We start from the raw sequence: 19,283 nt of genomic DNA, 5'->3' as shown, positions 1-19,283 counted from the left end.
TATATTATGTCAAATTAAGGACATACAGGAGAAAACCCTCAAAGCTCCTCCGCCGTCTTTGTTGCCACCCCTCTACGCCAAAATCTGCCATTTCACCGTGCCGCCCAGCTGATCGGTTTGCGTCATGTCGGCGTCGATGCCGATTCCGTTCACCGTTTGAGGCACTAGCGTCTGCACCATTTGATAACCCCGCTGCGGGATGCTCGGCACGCTGCTGCAAGACTGCCAGTAATGCTGGAAAGGCAATTCGTACAACTGCGTTCCGCTCAAGCCCGCCGCGGACCCCACATACAGGCCTGGCGCATAAGCCGCGTTGGACACCGCTTCGAACCATTGAGTGCAGTAATCGGCGACATCCTGCCCGGATGCGCCGTCCGCCACGCCTTCCAGATCACACCAGACGTTTACGCCGGGCAACAGCCCTGCGGTCTGCGCATGCGCGACGGTGTTCTGGCCGTCGCTCTTTCCCATGGCGGCATTGGGCGACCAACCGGGGTCTCTGACATGTTGCACGGCCATCAAGGCCAGGCCCGCGCCAAGAATGTCCTGAGCTTCGCCGGCGGACAAGTCCGCCGCGTAGGCATTGGGGCCCAGCGTCAGATAACGCACGCAAAACCGGTAGCCGGAGGCGGCGAATTGTCGGGCAAGCTCCAGCGACAACGGCGTGTCTGCGTCAAAGCCATGCGCGCCGGCCGGCGCGGCCGCCACGCAAGCGCCGTTCTGTTTGTAAGGGGTGGTTGAGTCGCTCATTTCAAGCTCCGCGCAGAAACAACACTCATCAGCATAAGCCAGGCGAAATCTCGCGCAATGGCCAATGGGAGGGTTGCGTTTCAGTCGTACGCATCCTCGCCACTGTCCTGAGGCCTGGCCGCGGGCTTGTGAAAGCAGCTGGGCGGCGGATTGCCTTTGATGGCGGCGCTGTAGATTTTTCTGGCCAGCGCGAAGTCGGACTCGCCGTAACGCGCCGGATCGGCCTTCAGCGCTTGCTCTAGCATATTGGTGAGGTGCGCCCACTCCTTGTCATTTAACGTTACGGTGACGGTATTTGCTCGGTACTTGCGTTGCCGTTCGGCTCCGGACATCGCCAGGCCGGTGACCGGACGACCGCGTTTCTTGCTTGCCGCGATCGCGGTTTCTTGCAACGGGTCTGCGCTCATCGGATGCCCTCCTCTACTGGTCTGAGTTCATTATGCGTTACCGTAACGGAAATTAAAAGTTATCGTCACCATAACGATAATTACCCGTGCAAGCGCCCTTCCGCTGGCCGCTTGTGCCCGGCATTTCGCCCTGGATGCATAATAAATTCGAAGGAGATATGGTATTGAGATGCTATTTTTTTTGTTTTTGGATTAAAATTTGGAATAAAGTAAATATGTGACAGGTATTTGCATGGCATTTTATTTGTCGAGTTCGCCCGCTCGGGCGATAACCAGCAACACTGGCTGCGCACAGCCGGAAGCAACGATCTAAATGACCAACAAAAACATAAAACTACATAATCAACGGCTGCCCCAGCACCTGCTGCGGGCCAGGGAATCGGTGATGGCCTACTTCCGCCCGATCCTCAACCGTTACGGGGTGACAGAGCAACAATGGCGCATTCTGCGAGTGCTGGAGGACTTCGGCGACCAGGAGGCTGGCGTCATTGCGGACCGGGCCTGCATCTTGCCGCCAAGCCTGACCGGCATTCTGGTCCGCATGGAAAAGGCGGGGCTGATTCATCGCCAGCGCGATCATGTGGACAGCCGGCGCCTGATCATTTCAATGTCGCGGGACGGACGCGAACTGATTCAACAAATCTCCCCGTTGGCGGAAGACTGTTATCGGCAGATTGAAAGCCATCTGGGTCAGGAAAAACTGACGCAATTGCTGGGCCTGCTGGATGACCTGGAGAAACTGCCGGCGCCGCGCGCCGGCTGATGATCAGGACTCCGGACCCGGGGCGGTCTCCGCTTCGGGTTCGGGCAGCCTTTGCGCCGGGTCCTGGCGGTAAAACAAGACAAGCTGCTCGTACAACTCAGGGCAATCCAGCTTGAGATGGTGCGGCAGTTCGAAAAAGGCTTCGCTCAACACGGCGAAGAACTCCGCGGGGTTCTCCGCCGCGTACGGGTCCAGCCAGCCGGGATCGATGCCGCGGTCCAGCATGCGGCACAATAGACGATACCCCCGGGACCAGACGCGGCTCCATTGCGCCTGCTTCATGCCCTTGTGCAAAGGCGGCGAGCCGTTGGCCGGACCGTTGAGCATGTCCAGCTTGTGCGCCACTTCATGGATCACCACATTCCAGCCGTCCAATTGCTCGGAGGCGCGCGCGTCCGGCAGCGACAGCACCACCGGGCCGTCCTGACGCGCCTGGCCGATCAGCACGCTCTCGCTTTCATGCTGCAAGCCTATGCCGTCCATCCAGATGTCGCGCGCGACAAATGGCGACGGGTACAGCACCACGTCGTTCCAGCCGCTCAGGGCGGCCTTGCCCAGATTCATCGCGGGCAGCGCCATTTGCAAAGCCACGCTGGCGCAGGCGCGGGCGCCTAGCCTTACCCCGTCCTGACCGGAAAAGCTTTTGCTGCGCAACACCCAGGCCGCCAGTTCGATCAAGCGCGCCAACTCCGCTTCGTTCAGCCCGGCCAGCAGCGGCATGCGCGCGGCCTGCTCCCGCAGCGCGGCCATCGTTTCCGGAGCGGTTTTGCCGGTCAGCGCGCGGCGAATCCACTCAATCACCATGAACTCTCGTCCCGTTTTATCGTCTCTCATACTCTGAGGGCGATTTTGCGCATTTCAATGCGCGCCCTTTCCGATCCGTCGCAAGACGTCAACATTCCGCTTTCGCTGCGCCGGCCCAAGCCGGCGCGACAGTCAAAATCATAAAATAAACGGGGGAATCATCATGAGCCTGCCTTGGCAAACGCTGGCGCTCAATCCTTTGGCGGCATTCGGCGTGCTGTTGTCGCTGGGGGTGATAGGCGGCCAGATCGCGGTGCGGGTGGCGCGGCTGCCCGCCATCGTCGGCTATGTGCTGACCGGCTTGCTGATCGGCCCGCACAGTCTGCGCCTGCTGGACGAGCAACTCTTGCAGCAAGCGTCCATTTTCGTGCACCTGGCCTTGGGCATCGCGCTGTTTGAGGCCGGGCGCCGCGTGGATCTGCGCTGGCTGCGGGTGGAGCGCACCCTGCTGTTGACCACGCTGTTCTATTGCCTGTTGACCTTGCTCGGCCTGTTCGCCGCCTTGCAGCTGTTCGGCCTGGGTCTGGCGGCCAGCCTGATGCTGGCGGCGCTGGGAGTGGCCACTTCGCCGGTGGTCACGCTGGAGATCGTGCGGGAATCGAACGCGGACGGCCAGGTCAGCGAACGCCTGCTGGTGGCCACCGCTTTGTCCAATCTGCTGGCGCTGCCCTGCTTCGCGCTGGCCTTGTCTTACGGACACTTGTCCGGCAACAACGGGGTGGAAAGCGGCATCCTGCTGCCGGGCTGGCTGACGCTGGCCTCCTGTGCCTTGGGCCTGCTGGCCGGCCTGGCGGCGATCCAGCTGAACCGCTGGCTGGGCGGCAGGCAGCGCGAAGCGCAGAAAGTCATGCTGTTCGGCTTGATCGCGCTGGTGGTCGGGGTGGCGGACATGCTGCAGGTCTTGCCGTCGCTGGCCTTGCTGACGGCTGGCCTGGCCACGCGCAACCTCAAGCACGGCCATACCGTGACCGAACGCGGCATCATGTCGTCCGCCCATATCTTTACCGTGGCCTTCTTCGTGGCCGCCGGCGCGCAACTGGCGCCGCAGTCGCTGGCGCAGTTCTGGCCGGTGGCCGTGGCCTGCCTGCTGTTGCGCACCGGCGTCGCCGTGCTGATCTGGTGGCTGGCGGCCGGCGCCAACGGCCTGCCCAAACGCCACGGCGCCTGCCTGGGGCTGGCGCTGAACTCCTGGTCCGGCGGCACCTCGCTGCTGATGAGCCTGGGCGCCATTTCCCTGGGCACGGCCGCGGGCGACTTCAGCGGAGTGATGATGGCGGTCCTGGTAATCAATGAATTGTGCGCGCCGGTGCTGACCCGCCTGGCCTTGAAGCTGGCCGGCGAAACCCGGCCGCAGGAGTGAGACGATGCTGGAATTCAACCGCAGTCAGCCGCTGACCCTGGGGGTGGAACTGGAGCTGATGATTCTCAATCGGCGCGATTACGATTTGACCCGCGGCTCGGACGATTTGCTGTTGCAGGTGAATCGCCAACAGCACGGTTTCGACATCAAGCCGGAAATCACCCAGGGCATGATAGAAATCGGCACCGCCGTGCACAGCGACGTCAACAAGATGCTGGAGGAGATCCTGGCCATCCGCGAACTGCTGGTCAGCAGCGCGCGCAAATTGAACCTGGGCCTGGCCGGCGGCGGCTCGCATCCGTTTCAGCACTGGGACGAGCAGCGCATCTATCCCAAGGAGCGCTACCACCTGGTGTCCGAGCTGTACGGCTATCTGGCCAAGCAGTTCACCGTCTACGGCCAGCACATCCACATCGGCTGCCCGGACGGCGACAGCGCGGTGCGGCTGACCCATTATCTGGCGCGCTATATTCCGCATTTCATCGCGCTGTCCGCGTCCTCGCCGTTCTACCAGGGGGTGGACACGCTGTTCCAGACCTCGAGGCTGACCAGCGTCAACGCCTTCCCGCTGTCCGGCTGCATGCCTTGCGTCAACAACTGGGCGCAATTCAACGACTATTTCCGGCGCATGGCCAATCTGGGCATTGTCGCCAGCATGAAGGACTTCTACTGGGACATCCGTCCCAAGCCGGAATACGGCACGGTGGAAATCCGCATCTGCGACACGCCGCTGTCGGTGGAAACCCCGGTGTTGCTGGCGGCTTACGCGCAGATGCTGGCGCACCGCTGCCTGGGCGAACGCCAGGACGAGGTGTGCCAGGAACATTACCTGACCTATAGCTACAACCGCTTTCAGGCCTGCCGCTTCGGTTTTGACGGCATGTTGGTGGATGCCGGCAACAATAGCCAGGTCGGGCTGCAGGAGGACTTGCTCAATATGCTGAATCAACTGGAGCCGCAGGCCGAGGCGCTGGGCAATCAGGCGCAGCTGGCCGCCCTGCGCCAGCGGGTGCTGAAGCGGCAATCGGACAGCGCCTGGCTGCGCCAGGTGTTCGACGACAGCGGCTCTTTGTCCGAAGTTGTGCGGCGGCAAAGCGAACACTGGATGTACGCGGCGCCGGGAGTGGGCGTAAACTGAGCGGCTCAAACCTCAGCCAAGCCGCCATGCCATTCGACCTGCCCGTCCTGCCCGACCCTGCGCTGCCTGCCCGCTACTGCATTTTCGAAGGGCCAAAGATCCTGTTGCTGGACCAGGCCTTGCCGGACGAGCGCGCGCGCGGCTGGCCCTTGTCCCAGCAACTGTTCATCGGCGTTCACGACGGCCACAATCTCTATCTGGCGGAACTGGTGGGCGCGCCGCCGGCCGGCTGCGACTGGCTGGCCCTGCGGCCGGCCCTGCTCAGCCTGCCTTCCGGGCTGACCCCCGCCATCGCCCGCGCCGCGCAGATCCGCCAATTCCAGCGCACTCACCGTTATTGCGGCCGTTGCGCCGGACCCTTGGTGCAACGGCCGGACGACAGCGGCAAGCGTTGCTCCAGCTGCGGACAGCTCTATTATCCCAAGCTGTCGCCGGCGATGATGGTGGCGATCCACCGCGGCCGCCAGCTGTTGCTGGCGCGCAGCCCCCACTTCGCCCCCGGCGTCTACAGCGCGCTGGCCGGCTTTGTCGAGCCCGGCGAGACGCTGGAGGAGTGCGTGCACCGCGAAGCCTTCGAAGAAGTGGGCGTGCGCATCAAGAACCTGCGTTATGTCTGCTCGCAATCCTGGCCCTTCCCTCATTCGCTGATGCTGGGCTTTACCGCCGAGTACGACAGCGGCGAGATTCTGCCGCAGGAAGGCGAGATCGAAGACGCCGGCTGGTTCGACATCGACGCCCTGCCGCTAACGCCGACGCCCATTTCCATCGCCTATCAATTGCTGAATCACACCGTGGCCTGGTTGCGCGAGCAGGATGATCTGCCGCGACCCGGTCTTGTCTAGATCTAGCGCCAAATTAAGATAGCCGGAAGCCGTCTGGCAGCCGGCTTCTTGCCTCTATCGAAGCAAACCCCTGCTTCGCAAGCGGCCCCTCGGTCGCTCGCCCGCTGCGCGCCAAGGCATCGCCTTGGCGACGCCGCCCTCCTCTTTTTCTCCTGTCTTCATATCCTCAAGCGCCGCGCTGACGTCCGTCTCTTTATATAAATTTTTCTACTCATATACATAAATACAAAAAGTAATACTGATATGCGAGCGGTGATAAGCTAGGGTCATTGCTACAGACAAAGCGACCCAATCTCTCCCAATGGCTGGAGATTTCGCAAATTCAATGAAATACGGCGCCGATAACGCAAATGGCCTCCTCCCTCAGGTCGAATCGCCGCGCCGCACAAGGAGTGCAAAATGAAAATCCGCATGCTTGCCTTATCCCTCATGCTGGCCTGCGCCGCAGGCGCCGCCCTCGCCAGTCCGACCCAATGCGAAAACAAGGACTACTCGTTGCAATTGCTGGGCTCTGGCGGGCCGATCTCCGATGACGGCCGCGCCTCGTCGGCCTCGCTGATCTGGTGGAAAAACAAGCCGGTGGCGATGATAGACGCCGGCGGCGGCGCCTTCCTGCGCTTCGGCCAATCCGGCGCGCGCCTGGAAGACGTGCGCTTCATCGGCCTCACCCACTTCCACACCGACCATGTATCCGATCTGCCGGCGCTGCTCAAGGGCAGCTACTTTTTCAGCTCGCCCCGCGCCATCGAGATGTCCGGCCCAAGCGCCGGAGCCGGCTTTCCCAGCCTGAGCGGTTTCATGAACGCCCAGTTCAACGCCAAGAGCGGCGCTTACGCCTATCTGTCTGGCATCTACTCCGGTCAGGGCGACATTCCGCTGAAGGTGTCACTGTCCAATGTGGACTACCGCAAGACCACGCCGACCAAGGTCTATGAAAAAGACGGCGTCAGCATCAGCGCGCTCGGCATTCCGCACGGCGACGTGCCCTGCCTGGCTTATCGCATCGACACCAAGGACGGCAGCATCGTCGTCTCGGCCGACCAGAACGGCAGCAACCCGCACTTCCTCGACTTCGCCAAGAACGCGGACATCCTGGTGATGCCGCTCGCCATCGACGAGCAGGCGGACCCCGCCTCCGCCTTCCTGCACGCCAAACCGTCCGCCGTCGGCCGCATCGCCGCCGCGGTGAAGCCCAAGCAGCTGGTGCTCAACCATTTCATGGGCAAGGGCCTGCGGCTCAAGGAGCAATCAATCTCCATCGTCCGCCGCTACTACAAAGGCCCGATCCACGCCAGCCGCGACCTTTCATGTTTCCCGGTGCATTGAGCGCCGTCACCCCGAAGGAGACCCGTCATGAAAAAACAGATCATTCTTTCCATCGCCATGACATCCTTGCTCGGCCTGAGCGCCGAAACCGCGTTGGCGGCGGAAGCCAGCCAGCCGGCGCAAGCGGTGAAAAGCCAAAGCGGCCACGGCGGCAAATGCGCCAGCGGCAAGTGCGGCACGGTGAAGATGTATGAAAAAGCCCATCTCAAGCACGACCCGCAAGACCAGCTGGTGCGCGCCCGCGACGGCAAGTGCGGCAAGACCGGTCAGGGCGTCCATGCCGACAAAGCCGGCAACAGCAAAATGGTGGAGGGCGTATGCGGACAATGAATCAGCGAGCCGTCGGCGTGGGGCTGCGCGCCGAACATGCTCAATGGCTGGCCGATCGCGACCCGCAGCCTGAGATCGACTTCCTGGAAATCACGCTGGAAAACTGGATGGACGTCGGCGGCCGCAAACGCGAGCAGCTGGACCGTCTGGCGGAGAAATACCCGCTGATCGCGCACGGGCTCAGCCTGTCGATAGGCGACGAATTGCCGCTGGACGCGGACTATCTCCAGCGCGCCAAACGCTTTCTCGACCGCTATCGCATCCGCCTGCACAGCGACCACCTCAGCTACTCCCGCGACCGGCAAGGCTATCTGTACGAATTGCTGCCGATTCCGCGCGACGAGGCGGCCGCAACGCGCATCGCCGCCAAGATCCGCCAGGTTCAGGACACGCTGGAACGGACGCTGATCCTGGAAAACATCAGTTATTACCACGCCCACCCCGGCCAGATGGCGGAGGCGGACTTCATCCGCGCCGTCGTGGAACAAAGCGGCTGCCAATTGCTGCTGGACATCAACAACGTCTACGTCAACGCCTGCAATCACGGCTACGACCCGCGGCGCTTCATCGCCGACATGCCGTCCAGCGCCATCCGCTACTTCCACATCGCCGGCCACTGGCGCCGCGACGACGGCATGTTGATCGACACCCACGGCGCGACCGTGTGCGAGGAAGTTCTGGAACTGGCCCGCTACGCCGTGGCGCGGCACGGCCCGCGCCCGCTGCTGCTGGAGCGGGACAACAGCATGCCGCCGTGGCGGGAGTTGTGCGCCGAAGCCGCCGAGCTGCGGCGGCGCATTCATCAGCCGGCGGCCCAGGCCGCCTGAGCGCGGCAAAGGAGAAAAACATGAACGCGACATCGGACATCGAAACCTTCTGCCGGCGGCTGCGAGACGCCCCCGCGGCCTTGGGCGAGCGCTCCATCGAGCTTTACCGCCAATTTCTGCGCGGCAATATAGAAGAAGTGCTGACCCACGTTTTTCCCCTGTTCTGCGCCAGGCTGCCGGCGGCGGAGCTGCAACGGCGCATCGACGAGTTTCTGACGGAACACGCGTCGTCCAGCCCTGAATTCCACCACATCGCCACCGAGTTTCTCTGCTTCTCCCAATCGCGTCTGCCCGACGATCTGCGGCAATGCCTGGAATACGAATGGCTGCTCTTCAGCGTGGAAATAGACGACGCCGTGGTGACGCCGCCCTCCGCAAGCGCGTTGACGGACCACTCCGTCGTCTCGCTCAACCCCACGCTGGCCTGCATTGAGGTTCGGCTGGATTTCGCCGAGCTGGCTGGCCCCTTCGCCGTCTTCCGCGATTCCAGCCATAGGGTGATCCAGAAGCCGCTGACCGGTTTCGATCGCTGGCTGCTGGAAAAGCTGCAAACGCCCTGCCGCTATCCCGCGCTGCGGGCCGAGGCTCCAGCAGACGCTGTGCCGGCCTGGCTGAATGAAGCCGCCGCCATCGGCTTGATACACATAGGCGACGCCCGCGCGTCGTCGCCGGCCGACGGCGTCTGACGCCGGCCGCCCAATTCAAGGAGTACGAAAATGATTGCCAAGATAATGAATGGTTTCGACCGGGCGCTTGCCGCCTGCAAGCAATACGACTTCATCGCCCTGCTGGGCATCCGGCTCTACCTGCTGCCGGTGATCTATGTCGGCGCCCACTCCAAGGTGGTCGGCTTCAGCGAGGCGGTGAACTGGTTCGGCGCGCCGGCCAGCGAAGGCGGCCTGGGCCTACCCTTCCCTGTTCTGTTCGCCTTCCTGGCCGCGGCCACCGAGGTGCTGGGCCTGGTCTGCATCGCGCTGGGGCTGTTCACCCGCGTGATGGCCATCCCGATGATGGTGCTGATGAGCGCGGCCAGCGCCATGGTGCACCTGCCGCGCGGCTGGCTGGCCATCGCCGCCAAGGACATGGAGTCCAGTCAGCGGCTGGCCGGCTTCCTGTCCTGGCTGGCTGAGAACTTCCCCGGCCGGTACAACTACATCACCGAGCTGGGCGATCCGGTCATCCTGAACAACGGGATGGAGTTCGCCGCCACCTACTTCGTCATGCTGCTGGTGCTGTTCTTCTACGGCGGTGGCCGCTACGTCAGCCTGGATTACTGGCTGCGCAAACGCTACGCCGCTTAGATCCGCTAAAACCCCTGATCCTGCGTCGCGCCGACTTGCCGTGCTCAAGTGCGGCCTGCGTCGGCGCGCCTTGCCTCAGTCGTGAAACTGACCGCGTTGCGCCGCTCTGTCCCGCGGCGGCGAGCTCAGTCTTTTTCATCGCCGCAGAACGCCCCTCCGCAACTCTTCTGGAGCCCCTCATGAACGGATTCGACGCGCTGACGCTGGCGCGAATGCAATTCGGCGCCAATATCAGCTTTCATATTCTTTTCCCCAGCATCAACGTGGCGCTGGGCTGGCTGCTGCTGTTCTTCAAGCTGCGCTACGCCGCGAGCGGCCGGCAAGGCTGGATGGACGCCTACCACTTCTGGATCAAGGTGTTCGCGCTGTCCTTCGCCTTGGGCGTGGTCAGCGGCGCCACCATGAGCTTTCAGTTCGGCACCAACTGGCCCGGCTTCATGCGCGTGGCCGGCAATATCGCCGGGCCGTTGCTGTCCTATGAAATCCTGACCGCCTTCTTCCTGGAGGCCACCTTCCTGGGCGTGATGCTGTTCGGCCGCCCCCGGCTGTCAGAGCGCGCCCACACCGCGGCCACCTTGCTGGTGGCCTTCGGCAACACCTTGTCCACCTTCTGGATCCTGACGCTGAACTCATGGATGCAGACGCCGGCGGGCTTCAAGATGGTGGACGGCCACGCGGTGGTGACCAGCTGGTTGCAGGTCATCTTCAACCCTTCCGCACCCTACCGCTTTGCCCACATGCTGATCGCCTCCGGCCTCACCGCGGCCTTCCTGCTGGCCGGCCTGTCCGCCTATCGCCAATTGCGCGGCGACGATGGCACAGGCAACCGGCTGGCCTTGAAAACCGGCGTCTACCTCGCCGCGATGCTGATCCCCCTGCAATTTGTCGCCGGCGACCTGCACGGACTGAAAACGCGTGAAGTCCAGCCGGCCAAGCTGGCGGCCATGGAAGGCGTCTGGCGCACGGAGAAGGCCGTGCCGCTGCTGCTGTTCGCCCTGCCTAACGAAGCGACTCGCAGCAACGACTACGCGCTGGGCATCCCCCATCTGGCCAGCCTGATCCTGACTCACCACCCGGATGGGGAAATCAAGGGCCTGGACGCCTTTCCCCAGCACCCGCCGGTGGCCAAAGTGTTCTGGTCCTTCCGCGCCATGGTCGGCATGGGCGCCTTGATGCTGCTGACGGCCTGGCTGGCCGCCTGGCGCTTGAAAAAACGCGGCAGACTGCCGAAGCCCTTGTTGCGCGTCCTGGTCGGCATGAGCTTCTCCGGCTGGATCGCCACGCTGGCCGGCTGGTACGTCAGCGAAATGGGGCGTCAGCCCTGGCTGGTCAACGGCGTGCTGACCACCGCCCAGGCCGCCGGCCACGCCAGCTCCGCCATGCTGACGTCCAGTCTGGGCATGTATCTGGCGCTCTACGCGGTCTTGGTGGCCAGCTATGTGGCCGTGCTGTTCCACATGGCGGGCAAGGCCGCCGCCGCCGACCGGACAACGCGTTTAGAGGAGAAACGGATATGAGCGCGAGCTACTGCCTGCCCATCGTCTTTGCCGGACTGTTGACGCTGGCGATGCTGATTTATGTGATTCTGGACGGCTACGATCTGGGCATCGGCATGCTGTTGCCCAAGGCCGCTCGTCCGGACAAGAACCGGATGATCGCCTGCATCGGACCGTTCTGGGACGCCAACGAAACCTGGTTGGTGCTGGGGATAGGCCTGTTGCTGGCCGCCTTTCCCGCTGCCAACGAAGCGGTGTCCGCCGAACTGTACCTGCCCCTGGCGCTAATGCTGGGCGGCCTGATCGTGCGCGGCGTGGCTTTCGACTTCCGCGTCAAGGCGCACGACCCGCACCAGCCCTGGTGGGATGCGGCCTTTTTCGCCGGCTCCTTGCTGGCCTCGGCCATGCAAGGCCTGATGCTGGGCCGCTATCTGACCGGTTTCGCCGCCGGCGTCGAGGCCTGGGCCTTCGCCTGCTTGAGCGCCGTCGGCCTGTGTTGCGCCTATGTGCTACTGGGCGCCAGCTGGCTCATTCTCAAAACCGACGGAAGCTTGCAGGCGCGCGCCTACGCCTGGGCCCGCCGCGCGCTGTTCGGCGCCGCCGGCTCGGTGGCGCTGGTTTCCATCGCCACGCCGCTGGCCAGCCCCGCCATCTGCGCAAAATGGTTCGCCCTGCCCCGTACGCTGATGTTGCTGCCCCTGCCGCTCGGCGCCGCCTTCCTGTTCGGCCTGCTCTGCTGGCTGTTGCCTAGGCTTGCGGCCAGGCAGGCGCGAGGCGACGATCGCTACTGCTGGCTTCCCTTCGCCCTGTGCGTCGGCATCGTCTTGCTGTCGTTCTGGGGGCTGGCTTACAGCGTGTTTCCGGACATCGTCATCGGGCGGATGTCGATCTGGCAGGCCGCCGGCGACGCCGAAGCGTTATGGGCAATTCTGGCGGTCGCCATCGTGGTCTTGCCCCTGGTGCTGGCTTACACCGGCTTTGTCTACCACCTCTTTCGCGGCAAGGCGGCGGATGAGTTGAGCTATCACTGACAGGCCGTTTACGCTCTCTCAAACAAGGCAAGATCTCGGCGCGACGATATGGATGACTGGCCAAGGGGCAAGGCCAGGGCTCTGAAAGGAAAGCGCCCTGCGTCGCCGGCCTTTTGGTCAGAGCGAGCGAGCGGATTGCCCGCCTATAACAGGCAGTAGCTGGCACCCTCATGTCAGCCTCCTGTTATGACCATGCCCCCCGGCCAGGCTTGGCTGGGGGCTTTTTATTTCCTCATATCGCATGATCAAGCCGACGCGCGTTGCACCATGTAAGATCTCCTCCGCAAAGTCCGAACTCATTCCCGTCGACAGGTCCGCTCAATATTCGCCGCAAACGCCGGCCTTACGCTCAGCAGACCACACTTGTCGAACGAACAAGACCAGGGCCACTAATTCCGGGAATCGATCCCACACTTCGTCGGAGTGATTGAAGTACATGTTTCGCAATTCGCCTTTGTGTCGTCATGTGCCTGAGATGTGTGAGCGGCGGCCAGGGGCAATGACTCGCCGTCAAGCCAGCGACCTCGGTTTGGCTTGTATCGGGAATGTGAGGACGAGAATGGCGAGAATAACGGCGGCCACGCCAAGGGCCTGCACCCATCCGATCTGTTCGCCGAGCACCAGCGCGGCAAGCACAACCGCCGTCAGCGGTGCGACTGCGGTAAATGTCGCAGCCTCACTCCCTCTCACCCGCGCAACTCCGCCGTACCACAACAAAAAGCCGCCGACCGTGGGCACCAGTGCGTACCAGACGACTGCTGCGATCGCTGCGGTGCTGGGTGCGGCAACCGGCAGTTCGAGGAAGGCAACGGGCAGCGACACCAGCAGGCCCAATCCCGTCATCGTCGTGGCCTGCAGCAATGGCTTGAGTGGCACCGGCATGCGCTTGTTGAGCAGAATGGACGCACTCTCGCATACGACAGCTCCCAGGATGTAGAGCATGCCGGTCAACGACGACGCTCCACCGCCTTTCCACCCTACCGCCATCACCCCGAGGGTGGCGAACAATACGCTGATCAGCAAGCGTAGTCCCGGTCGTTCGCCAAGCACTATCACGGAAAGGAGTTGTCGAGAGCCAAGGAGCGCATCGACACTCACCCGGAAATCCCTGTCTCGCTCGCCGAGCTTGCTGCCGAAGCAGGGTTGAGCCGTTTCCACTTTCTTCGCATATTCAAGGCTGCGATGCATCTGCCGCCGCACGCCTATCGTCTTCAGCGTCAACTGCAGATGGCGCGCCGCCTGATCATGGCGGGCCATTCGCTTCTCCAGGCGTCTTACCTCGCGGGCTTCGCGGATCAAAGCCATTTGACTCGTCATTTCATATCGAATTACGGGCTGACGCCGGGATCGCTCTCCCACTCCCTGCGCACACAGCATTTGTCAGTCACCGAGTAAGTCACAATGATTGATTGGAGTCATGCGGCCAGCCGGATCAAAATGTACAATATTAATTCTTGAATTCGCACATATTCAAGTTAACCCTGCTTGAGCAGATGTCAAAACAGCTAGGGCATGCCAATTGCAAGAAAATCCATGAAAATGACTAAACAGAGCGGCAGGACGAGATCCAAGGCGGTAAACGACGGCTTGGCGAAACAATGGACGGGTTTTGGGCATGCTAGAAACGCGGCACTGGATGGCGTTTTGTAAGGGATAAAGGCGGGATGTATTTAGACATTGCTGTCTAATATTTTTCCTGAAATGCATCAAGGGCTTACAGAAATAAATCTGTAAGCCCTTGATTTTATTGGTGCCGGCGGCAGGAATCGAACTCGCGACCCCCTGATTACAAGTCAGGTGCTCTACCAACTGAGCTACACCGGCGAAGAGAGGCGTATTATGTCGCGCCTCAATCGCTTTGGCAAGCCGTCAACCCGCCTTTTTCGACGCTTTTTTATGCGTCTTTTTGGACTGTTTGCTTACCGTTTTGTTTTTGCTGGATTTTTTGGCGCTTGCCTTATGCGGCGCGCGTTTCGCGGCTTTGGTCGCGTGGCGGGGCTTTTTGGTCGTTGATTTCTTGAGCGCCGATTTTTTAGTCGCCGGCTTGACGGCCGCCTTGCCGTGACGCGCTTGCTTGGCGCTGATGGCCTTGGCTTGGCGCTTGCCCTGCTTGGCGGATTTCGCCTTGGCCTTGGCCTTGGTCTTGGCTTGGCGCGCCGGCTTGGCTTGCTGGCTGGCGCGTACGGGCTCGGCTTGCTGAATGGTTTTGACCGGAGCGGCCTTGCGCGCGGGCTTGCTCGCCGGCGCCATCTGCACATCGCCGGGCAGAGGCATGTCTTCGGGTTCGGCCAGGCTGGCCGGGCTGATCAACGCCAGGCTCAAAGCCAGCGCAATGGTGTGCGTCGCGAATTTCATGATCGGGGGTCTGATGCTCTCTGGGATGAAACGGGCCGCGCGCGTTGCGCTGCCAAAACCCGCATACTAGCACGGTGTTTCCCGCGCCTTGGCGGAAATTGATCGCCGCGGGCTAAGTCCGATCCGCGACGTTGACTGATTTTTATTGCCGCAGTGCGCCATTGCCCCTTCTCATATGCTATACCCACAGTGAGATGCCAATGTAATGGATTATTGGCGCCTATGCTCCGCTTGCTTTCCCTTTCCTGACACGTTACGGAAACCGCATGCCTCAGCCTAAAATTTTGTTGGTGGACGACAGCGCCACCAATAGCTTGATGGTCCGCACTTTCGTTGAAGACCTGGGTTATCGGTGCGATCTCGCCGGTAACGGCCGGGAGGCCGTCGCCATGTGCAAGGAAGTCGGCTACGACCTGATCCTGATGGACATCATCATGCCGGTGATGAACGGGCTGCAAGCCACGATGGAGTTGCGGACCCTGTTCGGCGAGCACTGGGTACCCATCATCTTCCTGACCGGCTTGAGCCAGCAGCAAGACCTGATCGAGGGCCTCAAGGCCGGCGGCGACGACTACCTGACCAAGCCGGTCAGCCCGGACCTATTGACGGCCAAGATCCAGGTGTTCCTGCGCATCGCCCAGATGCAGCGGCAGATCAACCAGGACGCGGTGCGCCTGGAGCGTTACTTCCTCAACAACGAGCGCGAGCAAAGCTACGCGCTGGAATTGATCGAGCGCCTGAACCGGCAACAGCTGGAGCTGCCGTCCCATGTCTGGCGCCATCTGCGCCCCGCCTCTCAGTTCAACGGCGACCTGGTCTGCTACGCCCGCGCCGGGGACCGGGAATACCTGATGCTGGCCGATTGCACCGGCCACGGCCTGACCGCGGCCATCAGCGCAATTCCGGCGGTGGAATGCTTTTACGACCTGGCGCAGACTCAGGCGGCGCTGGGCGACATCGCCGCGGCCATTAACGACAAGCTGCATCGCCTGCTGCCCTTCGGCCGCTTCGTCGCCGGCATCCTCATCGCGATCGACGCCGCCGCCCAATGCGTGCAGGTCTGGAACGGCGGGATTCCCTGCGCGCTGATGTTTGATCCGCAAGGCCGCAAGATCAAGCAATTCCGTTCCGAGCACCCTCCTCTGGGAATTTTGGCGGCGCGGCAGTTCGACCGTTCGCTGGAGACCAGCATGCTGAAACCGGAGCATGCACTGGTCGTCTGCTCGGACGGCATCACCGAGGCCCAGGCGGACAATGGCCAGATGTTCGGCCTGGACGGGGTGATCAAGGCGGTGGAGACCGGCTGGCCTGGCCGGATCGGCAATACCGTATTGCAGGCGCTGCAGCGGCATCGTCAAAACGAAGCCATCCTGGACGACGCGTCCTTGCTGGTGGTGCACGCGCCATCGCTCAAAAACAAGCAAGGGGCCGACATGGGTTGCGTCTCCCCAAGCCGCTCCCGCTGGCACGACGCCTGATCTCAGCCCCGGTTTCGCCTTGATTCGAGATTGAGATGGCAACATAATCTGCCGTTTTCATAAATTGGAGCGAATCCGGATGACGCCGATCTTAGAGCGCAAGCCCCTGCCCTTGCCCGGCGGCCATGACAAGGTGTTGCTGCACTCCTGCTGCGCGCCCTGCTCCGGCGAAGTGATGGAGGCCATGCAGGCTTCCGGCATCGACTTCACCATTTTCTTCTACAACCCCAACATCCACCCGCTGAAAGAGTACGAACTGCGCAAGAACGAGAACATCCGCTTCGCCGAACAGTTCGGCATCCCCTTCGTGGACGCGGATTACGACCGCGACAACTGGTTCGAACGCGCCAAGGGCATGGAAAACGAGCCGGAGCGCGGCGTTCGCTGCACCATGTGTTTCGACATGCGCTTCGAACGCACCGCCCTGTACGCGCACGAGCATGGTTTTCCGGTGATTACCAGTTCGCTGGGCATTTCGCGCTGGAAGAATATGCAGCAGATCAACGACTGCGGCGTGCGCGCGGCCGCGCGCTATCCCGGCCTGATCTATTGGGAATACAACTGGCGCAAGGGCGGCGGTTCCGCGCGAATGATAGAAATCAGCAAGCGCGAACAGTTTTACCAGCAGGAATATTGCGGCTGCGCCTATTCCCTGCGCGACAGCAACCGCCAGCGCCGCGAAGCCGGCCGCGCGCCCATCCGCCTCGGCGTCAAATACTACGGCGACGAAGACGAGCAGACCTGAAGCGTCCCCGCCTCATTGCTCTATCTCGCGCGCATAGCGCGCCAGCGCCTGCAAAAGCTGGGCGAAGCGATGCGCGGCCAGGTTGCCGTCCGAGGGCGTGAGCCAGGTGCTGCTGATTTCCAGCTGGATGGCGGGAACGCCCAAGCTCGCGGCGAACTTGGCGATGGTCTGGTGCTTGGACGCGGCGAAGTAGTTGTCGGAGACGTTCAACAGTCCCTGCTGCCTCAGGTTTTGCTCCAGCTTTTGCAGCAAATCCGGCTTGCCCAAGAGCGAAGCTCCGTTCAGGGTGCCGAAGTCCACGTCGTAAGGCCGGTAGGGATGGCTGCCGTGCAGATCCAGCACCAATAACGGACGCCGTTTGGCGACCAGCGCCGCCAGCTTGCGCTTGAAGTCGTTATCGTCCTCGTAATTGGGGTCGGACGGCGAAGCGCGGGTGGTGTAGATCGCGGTGACGCCGGCCAGTTGGTGCAACATCGCCGCCAGGGCCGCGGTGCCGCCGCCGTCGGAGAAGCGGTATTGTCCTTCACGAAACGGACTAGTGGCGTGCGGCGCGGTCACGATGACGGGCCGCTCGCCTTCCAGCACCGCGAACCATGGCTCGCCGTTTTGCGGCGGCCTGTCCTTGGCCTCGTCCGCCTGCCGTTGCAGCTTGATGGCCTCGACGATGTGGGCCGGTTCGATGATGGCCCGCGCCAGCGGCGACTTGCCGACGGCGGGCGCCGTCGACAGCGCCAGGACCAGGATGCCCAATGCCAGTTTGCTTCCCACCGCCCCTCCCCGTTTCGGTGACCGCGGGCCGCATGCCCGGTCTTTGCTGGACCGAGCCGGCGCAGCTTGGTTCTGCGCGCCAGCCCGGCAAGGCAATGCTAAAGCATGGGCTTGCGCGCAGTGAGCAGCAGCAGGGCCGGACGCCGCGCATGCGGCCGCAACCCTTGCTGGCGCGCCAGCGCCCGCTCGTCCGGCGCGGGTTCGCCCAGATGCAGCAACTGGAATCCGGCGCCCAGCAAGCCGGCCACATAGCTTTCCACTGTGCGATGGTGCTTGATCACGCCGTCGACGAACCAGCGGGTTTCGCGCGCGTCCTGCCGGAAATAGCCGTCCAGCGTCCAGTGCGCCTGCCGCCCGGCCTCGTCCAGCGCCCAGCCCCGCGGGCTTGCGGTGCAAATCGGGTGCTCCACCGTCAGCGCGAACACGCCGCCGGGCTTCAGCGCGGCGAACACGCGCGCCGCCACGGCGGCGTAGTCCGCCACGTAATGCAAGGCCAGTGAAGACACCGCCAGATCATAGGCCTCGGCGGATGGCTGAAAGTCCTCGATGGCCGCGCACTGGTATTGGATGGCTTGATCCTGGGTGCGCGCCCGCGCCTGCTCCAGCATGCGTTCGGACAAATCCACCGCGGTGACGCCGGCCGCGCCCTGGGCGCGCGCCCAGCGGGCGAAATCGCCGAAACCGCAGCCCAGGTCCAGCACCTCGGCGCCGGTCAGCGGCGGCAGCGCGCCGCGCAAGGCGGGTTGCTCCAAGGCGCCGTTCAAGCCCGTGTCGCTGTCGCGCAAGGCCTGGTATTGGGAGAAAAAGACCGGATGGTCGTAGATGTTTTGCTGCATTTGGAGGCTCCGTAAAGACTTAAAGGAAGCGCTCCAGGGCGGCGCGCGGCCATGCCGACGCGCAAAAGCGCGCCAGGCTCTCACGGCATGGCGCGCGTCTTCTCTCATCCGGACTCTCACCGTCGGCTTCGGCTTCGCACCGAATCTGCTGACCCGCGCGTCGTGGCTACGACAGCGCGGCGCTCGCGGGCTCGCCGCCGGCAAACGCCGCGGCATACCGCCGGTGGGGAATTTCACCCCGCCCTGAAGACCGGCACAGCATAAAGGCCTCGGAGAAGTTGGACAAGCCCCGGCCCATCGCGCATAGTCTGCGCATTCCAATTGCAATGGAGCGATGCATGACCCTGAAACTGCCGATCTGGCTAGCCTTACTCCTGAGCGCCGGCGCCGTTTTCGCCGCGCCCGCGCCGGCCGCCAAGGCCGAGATCAATCATCTGCTGGACTACCTGGCCAAATCTGGCTGCGAATTCAATCGCAACGGCAGCTGGTACGGCGCCAAGGAGGCCCGCGATCACCTGAACGACAAATACCAGTACCTGCTGAAGAAGGACTGGGTCAGCAACGCGGAAAGCTTCATCGAGCGCGCCGCCACCCAGAGCAGCATCAGCGGCAAGGCCTACCAGGTGCGTTGCGGCGCCGCGCAGCCTGTGGCCAGCGCCGTCTGGCTGAAAGCGGAGCTGGGACGCTACCGCCAGCGCAAATAAGCGTCGCCTCGCGCGGCCGGCC

Annotated in this window: 22 protein-coding genes, 1 tRNA gene and 1 riboswitch; of the genes, 15 read left to right on the top strand and 8 right to left on the bottom strand. The window is 62.8% G+C overall.

Annotated elements, in window-relative coordinates; all coding sequences use genetic code 11:
• Positions 1 to 72: 72 nt before the first annotated feature.
• On the bottom strand, positions 73 to 750 hold the full coding sequence (locus JW897_RS11535; protein ID WP_205466202.1) for a glycoside hydrolase domain-containing protein: 678 nt from the start codon (positions 748 to 750) through the stop codon (positions 73 to 75).
• Positions 751 to 830: 80 nt separating this feature from the next.
• The gene (locus JW897_RS11530) at positions 831 to 1,157 is read right to left on the bottom strand and encodes a hypothetical protein (RefSeq protein WP_205466200.1); all 327 of its coding nucleotides are present in this window, start codon (positions 1,155 to 1,157) and stop codon (positions 831 to 833) included.
• A 313-nt stretch (positions 1,158 to 1,470) separates the two neighbouring features.
• Here JW897_RS11530 and hpaR point away from each other — a divergent pair, with 313 nt between their 5' ends.
• Complete coding sequence (gene hpaR, locus JW897_RS11525) at positions 1,471 to 1,920, top strand: homoprotocatechuate degradation operon regulator HpaR (RefSeq protein ID WP_048415242.1); 450 nt, start codon at positions 1,471 to 1,473, stop codon at positions 1,918 to 1,920.
• A gap of 3 nt (positions 1,921 to 1,923) precedes the next feature.
• Here hpaR and JW897_RS11520 read toward each other — a convergent pair whose 3' ends face one another.
• The gene (locus JW897_RS11520; protein WP_240352170.1) at positions 1,924 to 2,724 is read right to left on the bottom strand and encodes a M90 family metallopeptidase; all 801 of its coding nucleotides are present in this window, start codon (positions 2,722 to 2,724) and stop codon (positions 1,924 to 1,926) included.
• Between the two features lie 163 nt (positions 2,725 to 2,887).
• Between JW897_RS11520 and JW897_RS11515 the strand changes: the two genes are divergently transcribed.
• From JW897_RS11515 to JW897_RS11470, 10 genes are all read left to right on the top strand, one after another.
• On the top strand, positions 2,888 to 4,084 hold the full coding sequence (locus JW897_RS11515; protein WP_048415241.1) for a cation:proton antiporter: 1,197 nt from the start codon (positions 2,888 to 2,890) through the stop codon (positions 4,082 to 4,084).
• 4 nt (positions 4,085 to 4,088) lie between these two features.
• Complete coding sequence (locus JW897_RS11510; RefSeq protein ID WP_205466197.1) at positions 4,089 to 5,222, top strand: YbdK family carboxylate-amine ligase; 1,134 nt, start codon at positions 4,089 to 4,091, stop codon at positions 5,220 to 5,222.
• A 26-nt stretch (positions 5,223 to 5,248) separates the two neighbouring features.
• Complete coding sequence (gene nudC / locus JW897_RS11505; RefSeq protein WP_048415239.1) at positions 5,249 to 6,064, top strand: NAD(+) diphosphatase; 816 nt, start codon at positions 5,249 to 5,251, stop codon at positions 6,062 to 6,064.
• A 411-nt stretch (positions 6,065 to 6,475) separates the two neighbouring features.
• Positions 6,476 to 7,390, top strand: coding sequence for an MBL fold metallo-hydrolase (locus tag JW897_RS11500; protein WP_197083090.1), 915 nt, complete (start codon positions 6,476 to 6,478; stop codon positions 7,388 to 7,390).
• A 27-nt stretch (positions 7,391 to 7,417) separates the two neighbouring features.
• The gene (locus tag JW897_RS11495; protein ID WP_048415237.1) at positions 7,418 to 7,720 is read left to right on the top strand and encodes a hypothetical protein; all 303 of its coding nucleotides are present in this window, start codon (positions 7,418 to 7,420) and stop codon (positions 7,718 to 7,720) included.
• Positions 7,717 to 8,547, top strand: coding sequence for an MbnB/TglH/ChrH family RiPP precursor modification enzyme (locus JW897_RS11490; protein ID WP_205466195.1), 831 nt, complete (start codon positions 7,717 to 7,719; stop codon positions 8,545 to 8,547). Before JW897_RS11495 ends, JW897_RS11490 begins: the two co-directional genes overlap by 4 nt.
• Positions 8,548 to 8,567: 20 nt before the next feature.
• A complete protein-coding gene (locus JW897_RS11485; RefSeq protein ID WP_205466193.1) occupies positions 8,568 to 9,233 on the top strand; it encodes an HvfC/BufC family peptide modification chaperone in 666 nt (221 codons plus the stop codon).
• A 30-nt stretch (positions 9,234 to 9,263) separates the two neighbouring features.
• On the top strand, positions 9,264 to 9,848 hold the full coding sequence (locus JW897_RS11480) for an HvfX family Cu-binding RiPP maturation protein (protein WP_048415235.1): 585 nt from the start codon (positions 9,264 to 9,266) through the stop codon (positions 9,846 to 9,848).
• Positions 9,849 to 10,027: 179 nt separating this feature from the next.
• A complete protein-coding gene (locus JW897_RS11475; RefSeq protein ID WP_205466191.1) occupies positions 10,028 to 11,365 on the top strand; it encodes a cytochrome ubiquinol oxidase subunit I in 1,338 nt (445 codons plus the stop codon).
• Entirely contained in the window at positions 11,362 to 12,375 is a 1,014-nt protein-coding gene (locus JW897_RS11470; protein WP_205466189.1) for a cytochrome d ubiquinol oxidase subunit II, read from the top strand. Before JW897_RS11475 ends, JW897_RS11470 begins: the two co-directional genes overlap by 4 nt.
• A gap of 510 nt (positions 12,376 to 12,885) precedes the next feature.
• Here the strand turns inward: JW897_RS11470 and JW897_RS24665 are convergent.
• Positions 12,886 to 13,317 (bottom strand): EamA family transporter, encoded by a 432-nt coding sequence (locus JW897_RS24665; protein WP_420837265.1) that lies wholly within the window; start codon positions 13,315 to 13,317, stop codon positions 12,886 to 12,888.
• A 240-nt stretch (positions 13,318 to 13,557) separates the two neighbouring features.
• On the opposite strand from JW897_RS24665, the gene JW897_RS24660 reads away from it, so the two are divergent.
• The gene (locus JW897_RS24660) at positions 13,558 to 13,770 is read left to right on the top strand and encodes a helix-turn-helix domain-containing protein (protein ID WP_420837264.1); all 213 of its coding nucleotides are present in this window, start codon (positions 13,558 to 13,560) and stop codon (positions 13,768 to 13,770) included.
• 353 nt (positions 13,771 to 14,123) lie between these two features.
• Here JW897_RS24660 and JW897_RS11455 read toward each other — a convergent pair.
• Positions 14,124 to 14,199: transfer RNA gene (locus tag JW897_RS11455), tRNA-Thr, on the bottom strand.
• 45 nt (positions 14,200 to 14,244) lie between these two features.
• Entirely contained in the window at positions 14,245 to 14,730 is a 486-nt protein-coding gene (locus tag JW897_RS11450) for a hypothetical protein (RefSeq protein WP_205466183.1), read from the bottom strand.
• A 266-nt stretch (positions 14,731 to 14,996) separates the two neighbouring features.
• On the opposite strand from JW897_RS11450, the gene JW897_RS11445 reads away from it, so the two are divergent.
• Complete coding sequence (locus JW897_RS11445; RefSeq protein ID WP_205466181.1) at positions 14,997 to 16,208, top strand: SpoIIE family protein phosphatase; 1,212 nt, start codon at positions 14,997 to 14,999, stop codon at positions 16,206 to 16,208.
• Between the two features lie 79 nt (positions 16,209 to 16,287).
• Entirely contained in the window at positions 16,288 to 16,953 is a 666-nt protein-coding gene (locus JW897_RS11440; protein WP_205466179.1) for an epoxyqueuosine reductase QueH, read from the top strand.
• A 12-nt stretch (positions 16,954 to 16,965) separates the two neighbouring features.
• Here the strand turns inward: JW897_RS11440 and JW897_RS11435 are convergent, their stop codons facing one another.
• Both JW897_RS11435 and JW897_RS11430 read right to left on the bottom strand, forming a co-directional pair.
• Complete coding sequence (locus tag JW897_RS11435; protein ID WP_205466176.1) at positions 16,966 to 17,721, bottom strand: N-formylglutamate amidohydrolase; 756 nt, start codon at positions 17,719 to 17,721, stop codon at positions 16,966 to 16,968.
• Between the two features lie 98 nt (positions 17,722 to 17,819).
• Positions 17,820 to 18,557 carry a class I SAM-dependent methyltransferase gene (locus JW897_RS11430; protein WP_205466174.1) on the bottom strand — a complete coding sequence of 246 codons (738 nt, stop codon included), beginning with the start codon at positions 18,555 to 18,557 and terminating at the stop codon, positions 17,820 to 17,822.
• A 92-nt stretch (positions 18,558 to 18,649) separates the two neighbouring features.
• Positions 18,650 to 18,812: riboswitch (FMN riboswitch) on the bottom strand.
• 83 nt (positions 18,813 to 18,895) lie between these two features.
• Between JW897_RS11430 and JW897_RS11425 the strand changes: the two genes are divergently transcribed.
• Positions 18,896 to 19,261: a YfeK family protein gene (locus JW897_RS11425; RefSeq protein ID WP_082159105.1), complete on the top strand. Its 366-nt coding sequence runs from the start codon at positions 18,896 to 18,898 to the stop codon at positions 19,259 to 19,261.
• Positions 19,262 to 19,283: the final 22 nt, after the last annotated feature.

This window comes from Chromobacterium alkanivorans (assembly GCF_016937655.1).
Lineage (GTDB): Bacteria > Pseudomonadota > Gammaproteobacteria > Burkholderiales > Chromobacteriaceae > Chromobacterium > Chromobacterium alkanivorans.
Note: the sequence above shows the minus strand (reverse complement) of the source record. Positions and strands in the feature narration are given on the sequence as shown.